The 14,239-nt window shown below is 58.2% G+C and carries 16 protein-coding genes; 15 read left to right on the top strand and 1 reads right to left on the bottom strand.

Annotation, left to right across the window (positions count from 1 at the left end; all coding sequences use genetic code 11):
• Nucleotides 1-41 precede the first annotated feature (41 nt).
• The 9 genes from EDC30_RS07025 to EDC30_RS06985 all read left to right on the top strand — a co-directional run bounded on the left by EDC30_RS07025 (nt 42) and on the right by EDC30_RS06985 (nt 6,778).
• Nucleotides 42-1,610 (top strand): ATP-binding response regulator, encoded by a 1,569-nt coding sequence (locus EDC30_RS07025; protein WP_132258102.1) that lies wholly within the window; start codon nt 42-44, stop codon nt 1,608-1,610.
• Between the two features lie 26 nt (nt 1,611-1,636).
• On the top strand, nt 1,637-1,963 hold the full coding sequence (locus tag EDC30_RS07020; RefSeq protein WP_132258101.1) for a hypothetical protein: 327 nt from the start codon (nt 1,637-1,639) through the stop codon (nt 1,961-1,963).
• Nucleotides 1,964-2,198: 235 nt separating this feature from the next.
• On the top strand, nt 2,199-2,540 hold the full coding sequence (locus EDC30_RS07015; protein WP_132258100.1) for an ArsR/SmtB family transcription factor: 342 nt from the start codon (nt 2,199-2,201) through the stop codon (nt 2,538-2,540).
• A complete protein-coding gene (locus EDC30_RS07010) occupies nt 2,537-3,034 on the top strand; it encodes an ArsI/CadI family heavy metal resistance metalloenzyme (protein ID WP_132258099.1) in 498 nt (165 codons plus the stop codon). Before EDC30_RS07015 ends, EDC30_RS07010 begins: the two co-directional genes overlap by 4 nt.
• An 88-nt stretch (nt 3,035-3,122) precedes the next feature.
• Nucleotides 3,123-4,193, top strand: coding sequence for an ACR3 family arsenite efflux transporter (gene arsB, locus EDC30_RS07005; RefSeq protein ID WP_132258098.1), 1,071 nt, complete (start codon nt 3,123-3,125; stop codon nt 4,191-4,193).
• Between the two features lie 4 nt (nt 4,194-4,197).
• The gene (gene arsC / locus EDC30_RS07000; protein WP_132258097.1) at nt 4,198-4,623 is read left to right on the top strand and encodes an arsenate reductase (glutaredoxin); all 426 of its coding nucleotides are present in this window, start codon (nt 4,198-4,200) and stop codon (nt 4,621-4,623) included.
• Nucleotides 4,624-4,806: 183 nt separating this feature from the next.
• Nucleotides 4,807-5,427 carry a flavin reductase family protein gene (locus EDC30_RS06995; RefSeq protein WP_132258096.1) on the top strand — a complete coding sequence of 207 codons (621 nt, stop codon included), beginning with the start codon at nt 4,807-4,809 and terminating at the stop codon, nt 5,425-5,427.
• Between the two features lie 268 nt (nt 5,428-5,695).
• Nucleotides 5,696-6,331 carry a DUF2239 family protein gene (locus EDC30_RS06990; RefSeq protein WP_243656680.1) on the top strand — a complete coding sequence of 212 codons (636 nt, stop codon included), beginning with the start codon at nt 5,696-5,698 and terminating at the stop codon, nt 6,329-6,331.
• Nucleotides 6,332-6,412: 81 nt separating this feature from the next.
• Nucleotides 6,413-6,778, top strand: a complete 366-nt coding sequence (locus tag EDC30_RS06985; RefSeq protein ID WP_132258095.1) for a GIY-YIG nuclease family protein — start codon at nt 6,413-6,415, stop codon at nt 6,776-6,778.
• A gap of 102 nt (nt 6,779-6,880) precedes the next feature.
• On the opposite strand, the gene EDC30_RS06980 is transcribed toward EDC30_RS06985, so the two are convergent.
• Nucleotides 6,881-7,579 (bottom strand): Crp/Fnr family transcriptional regulator, encoded by a 699-nt coding sequence (locus EDC30_RS06980; protein WP_132258094.1) that lies wholly within the window; start codon nt 7,577-7,579, stop codon nt 6,881-6,883.
• Between the two features lie 178 nt (nt 7,580-7,757).
• Between EDC30_RS06980 and EDC30_RS06975 the strand changes: the two genes are divergently transcribed.
• The 6 genes from EDC30_RS06975 (at nt 7,758) to EDC30_RS06950 (ending at nt 14,139) form a co-directional block, all read left to right on the top strand.
• Nucleotides 7,758-8,717: a TauD/TfdA dioxygenase family protein gene (locus tag EDC30_RS06975; protein WP_132258093.1), complete on the top strand. Its 960-nt coding sequence runs from the start codon at nt 7,758-7,760 to the stop codon at nt 8,715-8,717.
• Between the two features lie 10 nt (nt 8,718-8,727).
• Nucleotides 8,728-9,609: an alpha/beta fold hydrolase gene (locus EDC30_RS06970; protein ID WP_132258092.1), complete on the top strand. Its 882-nt coding sequence runs from the start codon at nt 8,728-8,730 to the stop codon at nt 9,607-9,609.
• Between the two features lie 308 nt (nt 9,610-9,917).
• Nucleotides 9,918-10,754, top strand: a complete 837-nt coding sequence (locus tag EDC30_RS06965) for an ABC transporter ATP-binding protein (protein ID WP_132258091.1) — start codon at nt 9,918-9,920, stop codon at nt 10,752-10,754.
• Between the two features lie 17 nt (nt 10,755-10,771).
• Nucleotides 10,772-11,842: an ABC transporter substrate-binding protein gene (locus tag EDC30_RS06960; RefSeq protein ID WP_132258090.1), complete on the top strand. Its 1,071-nt coding sequence runs from the start codon at nt 10,772-10,774 to the stop codon at nt 11,840-11,842.
• Nucleotides 11,839-12,675 carry an ABC transporter permease gene (locus EDC30_RS06955; protein WP_132258088.1) on the top strand — a complete coding sequence of 279 codons (837 nt, stop codon included), beginning with the start codon at nt 11,839-11,841 and terminating at the stop codon, nt 12,673-12,675. Before EDC30_RS06960 ends, EDC30_RS06955 begins: the two co-directional genes overlap by 4 nt.
• Before the next feature lie 225 nt (nt 12,676-12,900).
• Complete coding sequence (locus tag EDC30_RS06950) at nt 12,901-14,139, top strand: MFS transporter (RefSeq protein ID WP_132258086.1); 1,239 nt, start codon at nt 12,901-12,903, stop codon at nt 14,137-14,139.
• The last annotated feature ends 100 nt before the right edge of the window (nt 14,140-14,239 follow it).

The following is a 14,239-nucleotide window of genomic DNA, read 5'->3' as shown; positions in this document are numbered from 1 at the left end:
GGCAACTCTAAAATTTTCTGATTATTTCGTTCGGTGAAGCAATGGAACATCCAGTCAGCCTTTTAATATTTGCACCGGATCTTGTCTCCGGACTAGCGCTGGAAGTCACGCTAGAACAATTGGATGCCCACATCGTTCAGGCCAATGCTGCCCAGGGATCGTGGGTCGACATCGTTTGCGGCGATCCATGCCTTGCCTTGGTCGTCATGCGCAATCAAGCCGAAGCGCTCGATTTGGCAAGCCGCATTCGCACACATTCATCCACCATACCTATCCTGTTTGTCGTGGAAGCAGGTTGCGCAAGTTTCCCGGCTGAGGAGGCGTATGGGTTGGGAAACGTCGATCACATCGTGCAGCCGGTGAGCGCAAATGTGTTGAACGCCAAAGTGTCAATGCTGCTTCACATGGTAAAAAGCAGCGAGGCCGCACATCGATTGGAACGCGAACGTCAGCATGCGGCAGAAACCGGCAGGGACCGCCCCAGTCCTGAGTTCCTCGCGACGCTAGCACATGAATTGCGCAATCCTTTGGCGCCAATTCGCAGCGGTCTGGGCGTCATCCAGTTAAGCAAGGGAAATCCGGAGGTCGTTGAAAAAATCCGCGAAATGATGGAACGCCAGGTCTCGCACCTGGTGCGGCTGATCGACGACTTGCAAGACGTGGCGCGCGTCACCGGCAAACGTCTCGATCTCAAAAAAGCATCCGTCAGCTTAAACGACATTATTCAGGATGCAGTCGGCGCGAGCACACCTGCGATCGAAGCGGCCGGCCATGTATTTACTGTCAATCTGCCGTCTGCGCCTTTGACGCTGAACGCCGACCGCGCAAAGATCGCGTTGGCGCTTCAGCATGTCTTGATCAACGCGGCGCGCTACACGCCGGCCGGCGGCAGCATCCGACTGGCCGCCTGTCACGATCACGGCCACGCCGTGATCAGCGTGACCGATAACGGCGTCGGCATCTCCGAAGAAAAGCTGCCATCTCTGTACGAGATGTTTAATCAGGCAAGCCGCACTGGCATGCGCGCGCAGGGCGGGCTGGGTATCGGGCTGCCGTTGATCCATCGGTTGATTCAGCTACACGAAGGGTCCGTGACGGCCTCAAGTGCCGGCACCGGCATGGGTACCACATTCACGATCCGCTTGCCACTCGCCGAACAAGCGAATGCCGGCAGCTCAGCGCAACCGGCGCCATCGCCTTCAGCAATTCGCCCCGTCTCCAGACGCTTCAAATTATTGGTGGTTGACGATAATTTGGACGCCGCCGACAGCCTCTCGGATCTACTCGAGCTCGACGGCCACACCATACGCGCCGCGTACAGCGGCAGCGAAGCGCTTCGGATCGCACAAGAATTCCAACCTGAGGTCGCCATACTCGACCTCGACATGCCCGGCATGAATGGCTACGAAACTGCACGCAGCTTGCGCGCCCAGCCTGGATTCGAGGGACTGGTCTTGGTGGCGTTGACCGGCTGGGGCACGGAAAAATCCCGCGACCAAGCCAAGAAAGCCGGCTTCGACCACCACCTCACGAAGCCAGTGGAACTGGCGTCGGTGGATCTTCTATTGTCCGAGCTCGGGCGACTAACCGAATCGACCGCCCAATCGTAGCGGGCAAAAGCGACGCAGAAGTATTCATGACCGACATTTCGCTCCGCCTGCGCCGAGCCGCCAGAGATCAGGAAATCGACACGCAAAGGCGTCACGGCGCACAAGGCATCATTGCGCATGCCGCGGAAATTGCCGTCTCAAAAAATCTCGCGCTCCAACATGCAGAATGGAATTTGGGCGCCGGTCTTTCTCACAGTAGTTCGCACCGTCTCGATCTGATGGTGGCAGAGAAAATCAGCACCGGCTATTTTTTAGACCAAGACCTGGTCAGCTATGCGCGCGGCCAAAATACGGAATACATCCGCTTGAAACTGCTGCGCATGTTTGATTTGTTTTGGTCAGCTGGTAGTTAAGGCGGATTGATGTAGCGTTACGCTATGAGATTTCACGCCTTCCTCGTGGCGGCCTAATGTGCGCTTCGGGTCGGGAGCTGCTTCTCAGTTTCCCCAATGCCCAGCTAATGGGCGTCTGTGCTCGGCCACTAGTGAACAGTCGAGTCGGAAGGCCAAAGCATTCAAGCCTGGCTTTCCAACCTGAAATTCGGGGCGCCTATCTTGATTTATTCAATAATTCCATTATTATGGAATTATGAAAACCAAAGATGTCATTGCCACCTTAGCGGCGCTCGCCCAGGAATCGCGCCTTGCGGTCTACCGCTTGCTCGTTCAGGCCGGTCCTGAAGGCTTGGCTGCATCGCGGATCGCCGATCAACTGGACATTCCGCCATCGTCGCTTTCGTTCCATTTGAAAGAGCTGATGCATGCGGATATGGTGGTCCAAAAGAAGGCAGGCCGCTCGCTAATCTATTCCGCTAACTACCAGACCATGAATGCTCTTCTTGGCTTCCTGACCGAAAACTGCTGCGGAGGGAATCCCTGTTCCAAGGATGGCAAAGCTAACTGCTCTATTAAAGAAGGAGTCTCACCATGAAACGCCTGCATGTACACATCTCGGTCGACAATCTTGCCGACAGTATCAAGTTCTATTCGGGTATGTTTGCCACCGAACCAACCGTGGTCAAGCCGGACTATGCCAAATGGATGCTGGACGATCCCCGTGTGAACTTCGCTATCTCCCAGCGTGGTGCCGACATCGGCCTGAACCATCTCGGCATCCAAGTAGAGTCGGCAACCGAGCTGAGCGAGATGCAGTCGCGTCTCGCGTCGCTCCAGCCGGACCTGGAAAAAGAAGAAAGCGTGGCATGTTGTTACGCGAAGTCTGACAAATACTGGGTGAATGATCCCTCTGGTATAGCCTGGGAAACCTTCCATACACTGGATACGATTCCCGTCTTTGGCGAGCCCGACAAGACCAATCCTGAAACTGAGGCTTGCTGCATTCCGCTGGCCAAGGTCAAGGTAAAAGCCGAATCGCCTTGTTGCGTGCCGGCCTCTCCGGCAAAAGAAGGCTCTTCCTGCTGCTAACGATGTGAGATATGAATGACCGGTAAAACCTATAACGTGCTATCGCTTTGTACTGGTAACGCCTCACGCAGCACTGGTACTGAGTGAAATGACTGCTACGCATGCCACAGCCGTTGCCGGTGGCGCCGCACCGGCAATCGGCTTTTTCGAGCGTTACCTGACTATCTGGGTTGCGCTTTGTATCGTCGCCGGCATTATCCTTGGCCGCCTGCTGCCGGATGTTTTTCATGGGATTGCCCAGCTTGAAGTGGCCAAGGTCAATATCCCGGTTGGCATCCTGATTTGGGTCATGATCATTCCCATGCTGATCAAGATCGACTTTGGGGCGCTGTCCCAGGTCAAAAGTCAGTGGCGGGGGATTGGCGTCACGCTTTTCATCAATTGGCTGGTGAAGCCGTTTTCGATGGCGCTGCTTGCCTGGATCTTCATTCGTCATGTGTTTGCGTCCTGGCTGCCGGCCGACCAGCTCGATAGCTATATCGCCGGACTGATTCTGCTGGCCGCTGCGCCCTGTACGGCAATGGTCTTCGTCTGGAGCCAATTGTGCAAGGGAGACGCCTACTTTACGCTGTCGCAGGTCGCGCTGAATGATGCCATCATGATCGTTGCCTTTGCGCCGATTGTGGCGTTATTACTGGGACTATCGTCGATCTCGGTTCCCTGGGATACCTTGATGACATCGGTGGGCTTGTACATCATTATTCCCGTGATCCTAGCTCAGTTCATCCGCAAGTCGCTGCTCGCCAAGGGTAATCGTGTCCTGGAAAATGCAGTAGCCAAGCTGGGGCCGTATTCGATTTCTGCCTTGCTCCTGACTCTGGTTCTGTTGTTTGCGCTCCAAGGCGAGGCAATTACCAAGCAGCCGGTCGTCATTGCGCTATTGGCAGTACCGATTCTGATTCAAGTGTTTTTCAACTCAGGGCTGGCCTACCTGCTGAATAAAAAGCTTCGTGTGCCGCATTGTGTTGCCGGACCTTCGAGCCTGATTGGCGCGTCCAACTTCTTCGAGTTGGCCGTGGCAACCGCAATCAGCCTATTCGGCTTCCAATCGGGCGCCGCGCTGGCGACGGTGGTTGGCGTGCTGATCGAGGTGCCGGTGATGCTGCTGGTAGTCGGTATCGTGAATCGTTCCCAACAATGGTACGAAGCAAAGGCATAACCTTATGGACATTACGATTTATCACAACCCAAGCTGTGGGACATCGCGCAATACATTGGCACTGATTCGCAATACTGGTGTTGAGCCGGTAGTTATTGAATACCTGAATAATCCGCCGTCACGGGAGGGGCTGACGGATATGATCGCCAAAGCCGGCCTAACTGTGCGGGACGCCATCCGTGAAAAAGGGACGCCTTATGCAGAACTGGGCCTGGATAACCCGGCATTGAGCGATGAGCAGCTGCTGGACGCGATGCTGGCCCAGCCAATCCTTATCAATCGTCCTTTTGTCGTGACGTCGGTCGGTGTACGTCTATGCCGCCCATCGGAGGTGGTGCTAGATATCCTTCCTTTGCCGCAGAAGAGGCCATTCACCAAGGAAGATGGAGAAGTTGTGATCGATGCTGAAGGTCACCGTATTTCGAAATAGTTAGCGACTAAATGTTGTCCGCAAATGTCCGCTTCGGGTCGAAAGCGGGCGCTCGAAGAATGGCGCGGGCGCCGTGCTGCCGGGCCGTCGGCTCGTCAGGAGAGCACATACCATGGCCGGGCATTGCCGGCAGGCCCAGGTCTAGATGGTGTATTGTGGAGAATTCAGTTAACGGAGTTCGGAATGCCCGATTCAATCCACTTCTACGAACCGCGTGACGGCCACCGCTTGCCGCACAACCCGTTCAACGCTATCGTCGGTCCACGTCCGATCGGATGGATTTCTTCGCGCAGCAGTTCGGGCGTGCTGAACCTCGCGCCCTACAGCTTTTTCAACGCTTTCAATTACGTTCCCCCGATAGTCGGCTTCGCCAGCATCGGCTACAAGGACACGGTGCGTAACATCGTGGAGACCGGCGAGTTCGCATGGAACCTGGTCACACGTCCACTGGCCGAGGCAATGAATCAGACCTGTGCACCAGTGCCCTTCGAAACCGATGAATTTGCCTTGGCCGGACTAACACCGATCGATTCCCGCATCATTTCGGTACCCCGCGTGGCTGAAAGCCCGGTCTCGTTCGAATGCCGCCGCACCCAGATCGTGCAACTGGAAACGGTCAGCGGCGAGCAGGTGCCGACCTGGCTGGTGCTGGGCGAGGTCGTCGGCGTGCATATCGCGCAGTCGCTCCTGAAAAATGGTGTCTACGACACGGCGGCTGCCGAACACGTCCTGCGCGGCGGCGGTCCCGCGGACTATTTTTCCGTCGACGCTGCGCAGCATTTCCTCATGACCCGTCCCGAGTAGCCAGGTAGTCCCATGCTCCGCAGAGAGGTAAATCCGCGCTATTGGAAATGAGCTGGTGGCATGGACTGTCGGTGTTTAAAAATCAATCCAAAGACTAAAGTCTGTCGAAGTATGTCCGCTTCCGGCCAGAAACGGACATCGATCACTTAGCCTTCCATGGTGTTGGCGATGCCAGACCGCGGCCGCCCGCTGATATATTTTAAATATTACCCGGGTAATATTGACACTTTATTTTTACCCGGGTAATATTTATTCTATACGGATAAAAATGACCACGTTCCCTATGCAATCTCAAGCAAACCAAACCTTCACCGCCTTTTGGGGACCGCGGATGGTCGCATCAGGAACCTTGAGTAAGGTTGCCGTTGCGCTCTATGACAGGCTGAAGAAAAGCCCGAACGCCATACCGCTCGTTTTCGATGATGAGACTGGAAAGCAGGTTGAGCTCGATTTGCGAGGGACCTGTGCTGAGGTGGAAGCGCGTTACACGGATAAGCCACTTTCCGTTCAGCCTGCATCGAGCGAAGAAGGGCCGATCACCAAAGGTCGAGGCCGCCCTCGGCTGGGAGTGATTGCACGGGAGGTGACGCTGCTTCCGGAACATTGGGACTGGCTCGCTACGCAGCCTGGCGGCGCCTCCGTCGCATTACGCAAACTGGTGCACGAAGCCAGACAGGCAAATGTCGAGCGTGATCGGCAACGGCGCACTCATGAACGCATCTACAACGTGATGGTTGTCTTGGCGGGAAACCTTCCGGGTTTTGAGGAAGCCAGCCGTGCCCTGTTCGCAGGCCAGCTCGATCGATTGGCGGAATTCACGACCGATTGGCCGGCTGATATCGGGAGTTACATGATGCGCCTCGCCAAAACAGAATCTGTAATGCCTACGGGCAGAAGAAAGTAGCTCTGCACGACTGCACCGGCTATGGCGGATAGCTTATACGTTTAGATTCGCAAGTTTTTATTCACTCCACACAAGACTGTCATGCCGATTACAACCGATACTTCTTCGCCCAGCCGGCGTGACATCTCGCGTCAAGCACGAGACGCTTTTCCGCCAATGGGGATCTACATCATTCGCGACAAGGAAACCGGACAAACGCTGGTTGCATCAAGCCGCAACGTATACGGCGCAATGAATCGCGCTCAGTTCGAGTTACGTCTACGTTCGCATGCCAACAAGACGCTCCAAGCGAAATGGGACCGTGGCGGCCCGGACCGATTCGAGTTTGAGCTCGTTGAGCTTCTGAAGGAAAGAGAAGACTCCAATTTTGACTACGGCGAAGAACTCCGCACCCTTGAGCAACTCTATCGCGAGCAATACGAACAACAAGCCGGAGCTATACGTTGATCTTGTCGCCATCATTGGCGGCATCTCTGCTAAGCAGCAGAAAATAATCACAAATACAGCTGCGGCACAGAACCTGGCCCGATAGCGTAGCGGCGCGCTGCCTTATTCCTCCTCGCTGTTGGCGAAATCCGCCAGTGCCTGCGGCCGGAGCAGCACCAGTTTCCTGCCGTCGAACTCCAGCCATCCGGCGCGGTTGAATTCGCCCAGCAGGCGATTGACCGTCTGCCGGCTGGTGCCTGTCATGTTGGCCAGTTCCTGGTGCGTGATCGGCGCGCCGAAGCGCACTTGTTCGCCGGAGATCTGGCCCCACTGCTGTCCCAGCCGCAGCAAGGTGCGGGCCAGTCGCGCATCGGCGCGCCGGGTGGCATTGTCGGTGGCGGCGTCGCACGCCAGGCGCAGCCTGCCGCTGAGCAGGCGGATGACGTTGATGCCCAGTTGCGGATAGCTGCGCAAGTAGGATTCAAAGACGCTGCGCGGCAAAGCGTACACCACGGAACGCTCGGTCGCCTGCGCAAACACGGATTGCTGCGCCGCCCCGGAAATGCCGCCGGCGCCGAACAAGTCGCCGGCACTGCAGAACCAGAAGATCGTCACATCGCCGCGTGGGCTGATCTGGAATACCTTCACCGTGCCGCGTTCAAGATAGTACACATGACTGGCGGCGGAATCGGCGGAAAAGATCATCTGTCCGCGCCGGAACTCGAGCCGCTCGGCGCTCACCAGAAACGGTCCGCGCGCTTCCTGCACGCCTTCAAACAAGTCATCCTGCCGCCAATACCACGGTATATCACTTAAAGTCATAATGCAGTTATCTACTATTCATATTCGATCTAAATATACATTATTTGTCACCTATGCGACATATTTATTGGCCTGGATTCTCCATACTGTGATGCATCGAAGGCATGACAGCACGCACCGCCACGGCGCCGAGGCTTGTCCAGTCCTTTTTACGTTAACAATTCAGAGGGTCGACGCCATGACAAACGCACACAGAATCACCAAAGCCGTCACTTCCATCATCCCGGTCGAGGAGCGCTACCAGCACATCCGCCCGGTGCCGCAACTGCCCAATTTTGCCGCGCATATCGAGGGCGTGGATTTGCAGAAGCCGTTGTCAGCCGCCGTGCGCGAAGAGCTGTACCAGGCGCTGCTGGATTTCGAAGTGCTGTTTTTCCCGCCGCAGAGCCTGACGCCGGAACAGCACCTGGAACTGGCTTCGGTGTTCGGTCCCGTGGCGCAAGGTGCTTACTTCCCGCGCAAGGATGGCCACAGCCAGATCGAGGTGATCGAAACCGATGAAAAGCGTCCGCCTTCGATCGACCACTGGCACAGCGACGTGACCTGGGTGGCCGAGCCGCCGGCCGGCACCGTGATCCAGATTACCGAAGGGCCGTCGGTCGGCGGCAATACCGCATGGGCCAGCCTGAGCAAGGCATTCCAGGCGCTTTCCCCGGGCATGCGCGACTACCTGCGCGGCTTGACCGCGACCCATACCTGGGAAATCAGCAACTGGCGCAATTACCTCGCCGGCCTGGGCGAAGATGTGCTGGCCAAGGCGATCAAGGAATTTGCGCCGGTCGAGCATCCGGTCGTGCGGCCGCACCCGGAGTCGGGCAAGGAAGTGCTGTTCGTGAATGAAACCTTCACCCGCAACATCAATGGCGTGTCGTCTACCGAGAGCCGCGAAATCCTGCGCTTCCTGACGCAATGGCTGAAGCAGCCCGAGTTCATCTACTCGCATAAATGGGAGCTCAACGGCATCGCGGTGTGGGATAACCGGACCACCCAGCATTACGCCCTGGCGGATTACTGGCCGCATCGCCGTGTCAACCAGCGCGTCACCTTCAACGTGCGCGGGGCAAAACAGCAGGAGCGCACCGTCCTGGAAATCGTGGGCGCGGAAAATCGCGTCAGCAGCCGGGCATACGGCGAATGAGCCGGGCGCGATGATGACGAGTCCGCTGCAATCCGTCCATACCGGTCTGCTTGAAATCCACTATGCCGACACCGGTCCGCGCGATGGCGAGCCCGTCATTCTCCTGCATGGATGGCCCGATGGCATCGCCACGTGGTCGGCGACGGCAGCGGCATTGAATGCCGCCGGCTTTCGCACCATCGCGCCGTATCTGCGCGGTTTCGGGCCGAATCGTTTTCTGCATGACGACACGCCGCGCAGCGCGCAAATCACTGCGCTGGCGCAGGACGTGCTGGATCTGGCCGACTTGCTGGGCTTGCCGCGCTTTGCCATGGTCGGCCATGACTGGGGTGCGCGCACCGGCTACGTGCTGGCGGCGCAGGCGGCGCATCGCCTGACGCGCTATGTCAGTCTGTCGATCGGCTACGGCAGCAGCAGCCTGTCGTTTCGCCAGGCGCAGCAATTCTGGTACCAATGGTTCTTCGCGCATCCGCAGGGCGTGGCCGCCTTGCAGCAGGACCGGCGCGCCCTGTGCCGCAGCCTGTGGCAAAGCTGGTCGCCGGGATGGCGGTTAAGCGATGCCGAGTTCGATGCCGTCGCCGGCGGTTTCGACAACCCGGACTGGCTCGACATTACCCTGCACGGCTACCGCCACCGCTGGGGATTGGCCGATGCCGATCCCCGCTACGCCAACCTGGAAACGCGCCAGCAGCAAATGCCGGCGATTGCCGTGCCCACCTTGTTGATCCATGGCGCAGACGATGGCTGCATCACGCTCGATAGCTCGGCTGGCAGCCATGCCTGGTTCACCGGTGAATACCAACGCATTGTCTTGCCCGGAGTCGGCCACTTTCCGCAACGTGAGGCCGCTGCGCAGACGGCGGAATTGATCGTCGAGTGGCTGCGCGCCTAGTGCCTGCCGCCGCGATACCCGACATGCCGCAACGGTCCGACAGGACCGTTTTTTTATTTCTACAGCCTTGTGATTTCTGCATTGATAGCGGCATCAATGTTTATTACCAAAATTCATTATGAAATTAGTGATCATTATTATTTGAAATGATCATAGGTTAACTGTCGCGAAGGCGACATATTTTCAGGCTTGTAATCGACATACTAGAGTGCATGAAACGCGGGCACATCACATCCAGCGCAGCAAGCCGACATCAGCCGGCCTGCCGGATTGCCCTGGCGCCGCGTTGACTTGCAGGAGCATCACACATGACTTATCACGAACACTCAGGCACATCAGGCTTGCACGCCGGCCGCATCGTCTTCGAAGGCGTCAGCAAGCGCTATGACGGCAAGGCCGGCTCGCCGGGAACGCTGGCGCTGGATAATCTCAACCTGAGCATCGCGCCATCGGAAATCGTCGCCGTGCTCGGGCCGACCGGCTGCGGCAAATCCTCGGCGCTCAACCTGATCGCCGGGTTCGAGGAACCGACGCAGGGACGCATCCTGGTGGATGGCAAGGCCGTGCACGACACGCATCCGGACCGCGCCATCGTTTTTCAGCATGGCGCGCTGTTTCCCTGGCTGACCGTGTTCGACAACACCGTCCTCGGCCTCAAGTCGCGCGGCATCGACAAGCAAACCTATACTCGACAGGCGCGCGAACTGCTGGCGGAAGTCGGTCTCTCCGGCTTCGAAAACCACTATCCGTACCAGCTTTCCGGCGGCATGCAGCAGCGCGTGCAGATCGCCCGCGCGCTGGTGTCGGCGCCGCGCATCCTGCTGATGGACGAGCCCTTCGGCGCGCTCGATTACCAGACCCGCATCCAGATGCAGGAGCTGCTGCTGCAGCTGTGGCAGGACCATCGCCCGACTGTGTTTTTCATCACGCATGACGTGACCGAGGCGATCTTCGTCGCCGATCGCGTCCTGGTGATGAGCAGCCGTCCCGGCCGCGTCTCGCTCGAAGTGCCGGTCCGCACGCCCAAGCCGCGCGCGCAGGACTTCCTGTCGAGTCCCGAATTCATCGCATTGCAAGGGCGCCTGTTGCAGGCCGTCCAGAACGAGGTGCGCTCTGCCCGCGCCGCCTCTCCCATTTCATCCTGATTGATAGGAAGCTCAACATGAAACCAGCCATCACCAAAACATCCATTACGCGCAAGTTGCTGGCGACGGCGGCATGCGCCGTAACGTTGCTGGGAGCAAGCGCCGCTTCTCCCGCGTTTGCCCAGCCGGCCCAGCCGCTCAAGTTCAAGTGGGGCGCGCCGACCGCCGATTACTTCGTGCTGTATGTCGCCATCGACCAGGGCTTGTTCAAAAAAGCCGGCCTGGATCCGCAGTTTTACTGGTTCCCGACCGGTGCGCCGCTGCTGGCCGGCCTGAAGAGCGGCGACATCGATGTCTTCACCACCGGCCTGGCAACCGTGTTTGCGCTGGGCCAGAAAATCCCGCTGACCTTCATCGGCTGGGAAGTGGATACCTCTGCCGGCGAGGGCTTGGTCGTCAGCACGAATTCGCCCGTGAAAAGCTATCGTGACCTTGCCAAGGCCAAGTCGGTTGCCGTCGCTTCTGGCACCTGCGCCCAGGTGGCGTTCGGCCTGGCGGCGCGCAAGGCAGGTGTGTCGCCGAAGAACGTCAACGTCGTCAACCTGGCGCCGCCGCTGCAAGCCAACGCATTCAGGAGCGGCGCCATCGACGCCGGCTTCGGTTGGGCGCCTTATCCGCAGTTGCTGGAAACCCAGGGGCACAAGACCGTCAATTACGATGACGAGTATGGACCGAATGGCGGCGTTTGCCCTTCGCTGTACGGCGCTCGTCCGCAGTTCCTGAAGGAGCATCCGGAGGTCGGTCATAAGCTGGTGCAGGTGCGCGCCGAAGCGCTGGCGCTGATCGAGAAAAACCCGGAGCTTGCCGTCGATGCGCTGGCCAAACGCCTGTCGATTTCGAAGGAAGTCGCGCGGGCGGCGCTCAATCGCGTCGGCGGAGCGAACCTGCCGACCCTGAAGCAGGAAATCACGCCGGGCACCCGCTGGTCGCTGGTGGACCAGAAAGCCGGCCTGGCGGCCAAGCTGCACGTCGCCGGCGAGATCCTGCATGAAACCGGCACCATTCCGGCGCCGTTGACCTGGGAGCAGATCAACGCATCGATTGATTCCTCCTACATCGAGAAATTTCTGAAGCAGGGGCGGCAATGAGCATTCCAAGCACGGCGAGCCTGAAGTACGACAGCAGTGTCGATGCGGCAGAGGCGGCGGGGGGCCGCCGCCACATCCCGGACTGGGTATATTCGGTGGCTGCCATTGCCGCATTGCTGGCGATCTGGACAGCGGTGACTGCAGGCGGCTGGGTCGAGCCAGACTATCTTCCGAGCCCGCTTGGCATCATGCAGTCATTCCAGACCCTGCTTGCCGACGGTTATAAAGACGTGACGCTGCATGCCCACATCGGCGCCAGCCTCGGGCGCACGCTCGCCGGTTTTGTGCTCGGCGCCTTGCTGGGTATTCCGCTGGGATTGTTGACCGGGTATAGCCGCATCGGCAGTGCGATGATCTCGCCGCTGATGGCGTTCATTCGCCCGATTCCGCCGATTGCCTTCATTCCAATGGCCGTGCTGTACTTCGGCCTCGGCGAACTTGGCAAGATCGTGCTGATCTTTTTCACGGCCTTTAACTATGCGCAGGTCAATGCCCATGCCGGCGCTGCCGGTGTGCCGATCGCTTATCACCGCGCGGCGCAGTCGCTGGGCTTGACCCGGTTCCAGGTCTTTTTCGGCGTCGTGCTGCCTGCCGCCGTGCCGCAGATTTTCACCGGCCTGAAGGTGGCGATGGCGCTGAGCTGGGCCGTGGTGGTTGCCGCCGAACTTGTCGGCGCACAGCGTGGCCTGGGATTCATGATCGCGGATGCGGCGCAGATGTTCCAAATCCCTGTCGTCTTTATCGGCATTGCGCTGATCGGCGTCATCGGCCTGCTGCTGAACTTTATCCTGGGTTGGCTGGAGAAAGTGCTGGTTCACTGGAACGGGCGCTAGGCTATGGATGAAGGGAAGACCCCTTCATCCAGCTGGTCGCCGAAGAATTTGACGCTTACGTCCACACCCTTGATGCCGCTGATGCGGGACAGTGCAAGCATCCTTGGCAATTACCCACGCAATGGCGTCAGCATGCACCGCAAAGGCGGGCTGGTATTTTGAGGCGCATGAGCGACAATTGAGCACCTCTTCAACCAGCAAGCTTTTGCATCCCGTGATCAGTTTATGACAACCAAGACAGCAGTATTCAACAGCGCAGCGATCCCTCCTGTAACTTCAGCCGCAGACGACACCAAGGGGACCTTCTTTGTCCGCATCGTCGGGTTGGCCGCGTTCGCTCACCTGTTGAACGACTTGATTCAGGCGATGCTTCCTTCCATCTTCCCGATGCTTAAGTCGCAGTTTTCGCTCAGCTTCAGTGAGATTGGCATGATCGCGCTGACCTATCAGGTCACTGCTTCGCTGTTGCAACCGTGGGTCGGTCTATATACCGACAAACACCCCAAGCCATATTTGCTTCCCGCAGGGATGATGGTGACATTGCTGGGAATCGTGTGCCTGGCGACAGCGGGCAGTTATTCGATGCTGCTGGCCGCCGCGGCACTTGTCGGCATCGGTTCGGCCACCTTCCATCCTGAAGCATCGCGGGTGGCAAGGATGGCGTCCGGCGGGCGATTCGGCACTGCGCAATCCACGTTCCAGGTAGGCGGCAATACCGGTTCGGCGATTGGTCCATTGCTTACCGCAGTCATCGTCATCCCGCAAGGGCAATCCGCGGTGGCCTGGTTCATGGTTGCAGCTTTGGTTGCGGTTGCCGTGCTGTTCCGCCTCACTGGATGGACACTGACGCATGGGCAGGCGCAGTTGAAGATACTGACACGCCATCAGAAGGAGGGGCTCAGCCGCTCCGGTGTCATTCAAGCCGTCGTGGTCATCGGCATCCTGTTGTTCGCCAAGTTCGTGTACATCGCCGCATTCACTAACTATTTCACCTTCTACCTGATGCAGCGATTCGGGCTTGCCATCCAGGACAGCCAACTCTTCCTGTTCATTTTTCTGGCATCTGTGGCCATCGGTACCTTTGCCGGCGGGCCGGTGGGCGACCGTATCGGTCGCAAGGCGGTCATCTGGATTTCATTCCTGGGCGTCGCCCCGTTTGCCTTGGCCCTGCCGTACGCTAACTTGTTCTGGACGGCGGTTCTTGCCAGCGCAGTCGGGCTGGTGATGTCCTCGGCGTTCGCAGCACTCGTGGTCTATGCACAGGAAGCCGTACCCGGCCGGGTAGGTTTGGTGTCTGGCTTGATGTTCGGACTGATGTTTGGCATCGGCGGCATTGGTGCTGCCGGTCTGGGACAATTGGCCGATGAGTATGGAATTGTCTGGGTTTACGGTGTGACGTCATTCCTGCCACTACTTGGATTGGCGACGGCATTCCTCCCTAATACTCGCAAGCAAACGAAATAAGCTGCAGTAGCTGAAACACGAACGTCTGTAACGGGAATGAGGCGATCAGGAATGCCTTCCTGGTCGCCTTTCTGCTCAAAGGCAATGAAGCTGCCTCAAT

The organism is Paucimonas lemoignei, from assembly GCF_004342585.1.
Taxonomy (GTDB): domain Bacteria; phylum Pseudomonadota; class Gammaproteobacteria; order Burkholderiales; family Burkholderiaceae_D; genus Paucimonas; species Paucimonas lemoignei.
Note: the sequence above shows the minus strand (reverse complement) of the source record. Positions and strands in the feature narration are given on the sequence as shown.

Coding starts and splice junctions, on each gene's coding strand:
- EDC30_RS07015 (WP_132258100.1), top strand. CDS start 2,199: ATGAAAACCAAAGATGTCATTGCCACCTTAGCGGCGCTCGCCCAGGAA.
- EDC30_RS06990 (WP_243656680.1), top strand. CDS start 5,696: ATGACCACGTTCCCTATGCAATCTCAAGCAAACCAAACCTTCACCGCC.
- EDC30_RS06960 (WP_132258090.1), top strand. CDS start 10,772: ATGAAACCAGCCATCACCAAAACATCCATTACGCGCAAGTTGCTGGCG.
- EDC30_RS06970 (WP_132258092.1), top strand. CDS start 8,728: ATGATGACGAGTCCGCTGCAATCCGTCCATACCGGTCTGCTTGAAATC.
- arsB (WP_132258098.1), top strand. CDS start 3,123: ATGACTGCTACGCATGCCACAGCCGTTGCCGGTGGCGCCGCACCGGCA.
- EDC30_RS06965 (WP_132258091.1), top strand. CDS start 9,918: ATGACTTATCACGAACACTCAGGCACATCAGGCTTGCACGCCGGCCGC.
- EDC30_RS07020 (WP_132258101.1), top strand. CDS start 1,637: ATGACCGACATTTCGCTCCGCCTGCGCCGAGCCGCCAGAGATCAGGAA.
- EDC30_RS06985 (WP_132258095.1), top strand. CDS start 6,413: ATGCCGATTACAACCGATACTTCTTCGCCCAGCCGGCGTGACATCTCG.
- EDC30_RS06980 (WP_132258094.1), bottom strand. CDS start 7,579: ATGACTTTAAGTGATATACCGTGGTATTGGCGGCAGGATGACTTGTTT.
- EDC30_RS07010 (WP_132258099.1), top strand. CDS start 2,537: ATGAAACGCCTGCATGTACACATCTCGGTCGACAATCTTGCCGACAGT.
- EDC30_RS06950 (WP_132258086.1), top strand. CDS start 12,901: ATGACAACCAAGACAGCAGTATTCAACAGCGCAGCGATCCCTCCTGTA.
- EDC30_RS06995 (WP_132258096.1), top strand. CDS start 4,807: ATGCCCGATTCAATCCACTTCTACGAACCGCGTGACGGCCACCGCTTG.
- arsC (WP_132258097.1), top strand. CDS start 4,198: ATGGACATTACGATTTATCACAACCCAAGCTGTGGGACATCGCGCAAT.
- EDC30_RS06955 (WP_132258088.1), top strand. CDS start 11,839: ATGAGCATTCCAAGCACGGCGAGCCTGAAGTACGACAGCAGTGTCGAT.
- EDC30_RS06975 (WP_132258093.1), top strand. CDS start 7,758: ATGACAAACGCACACAGAATCACCAAAGCCGTCACTTCCATCATCCCG.
- EDC30_RS07025 (WP_132258102.1), top strand. CDS start 42: ATGGAACATCCAGTCAGCCTTTTAATATTTGCACCGGATCTTGTCTCC.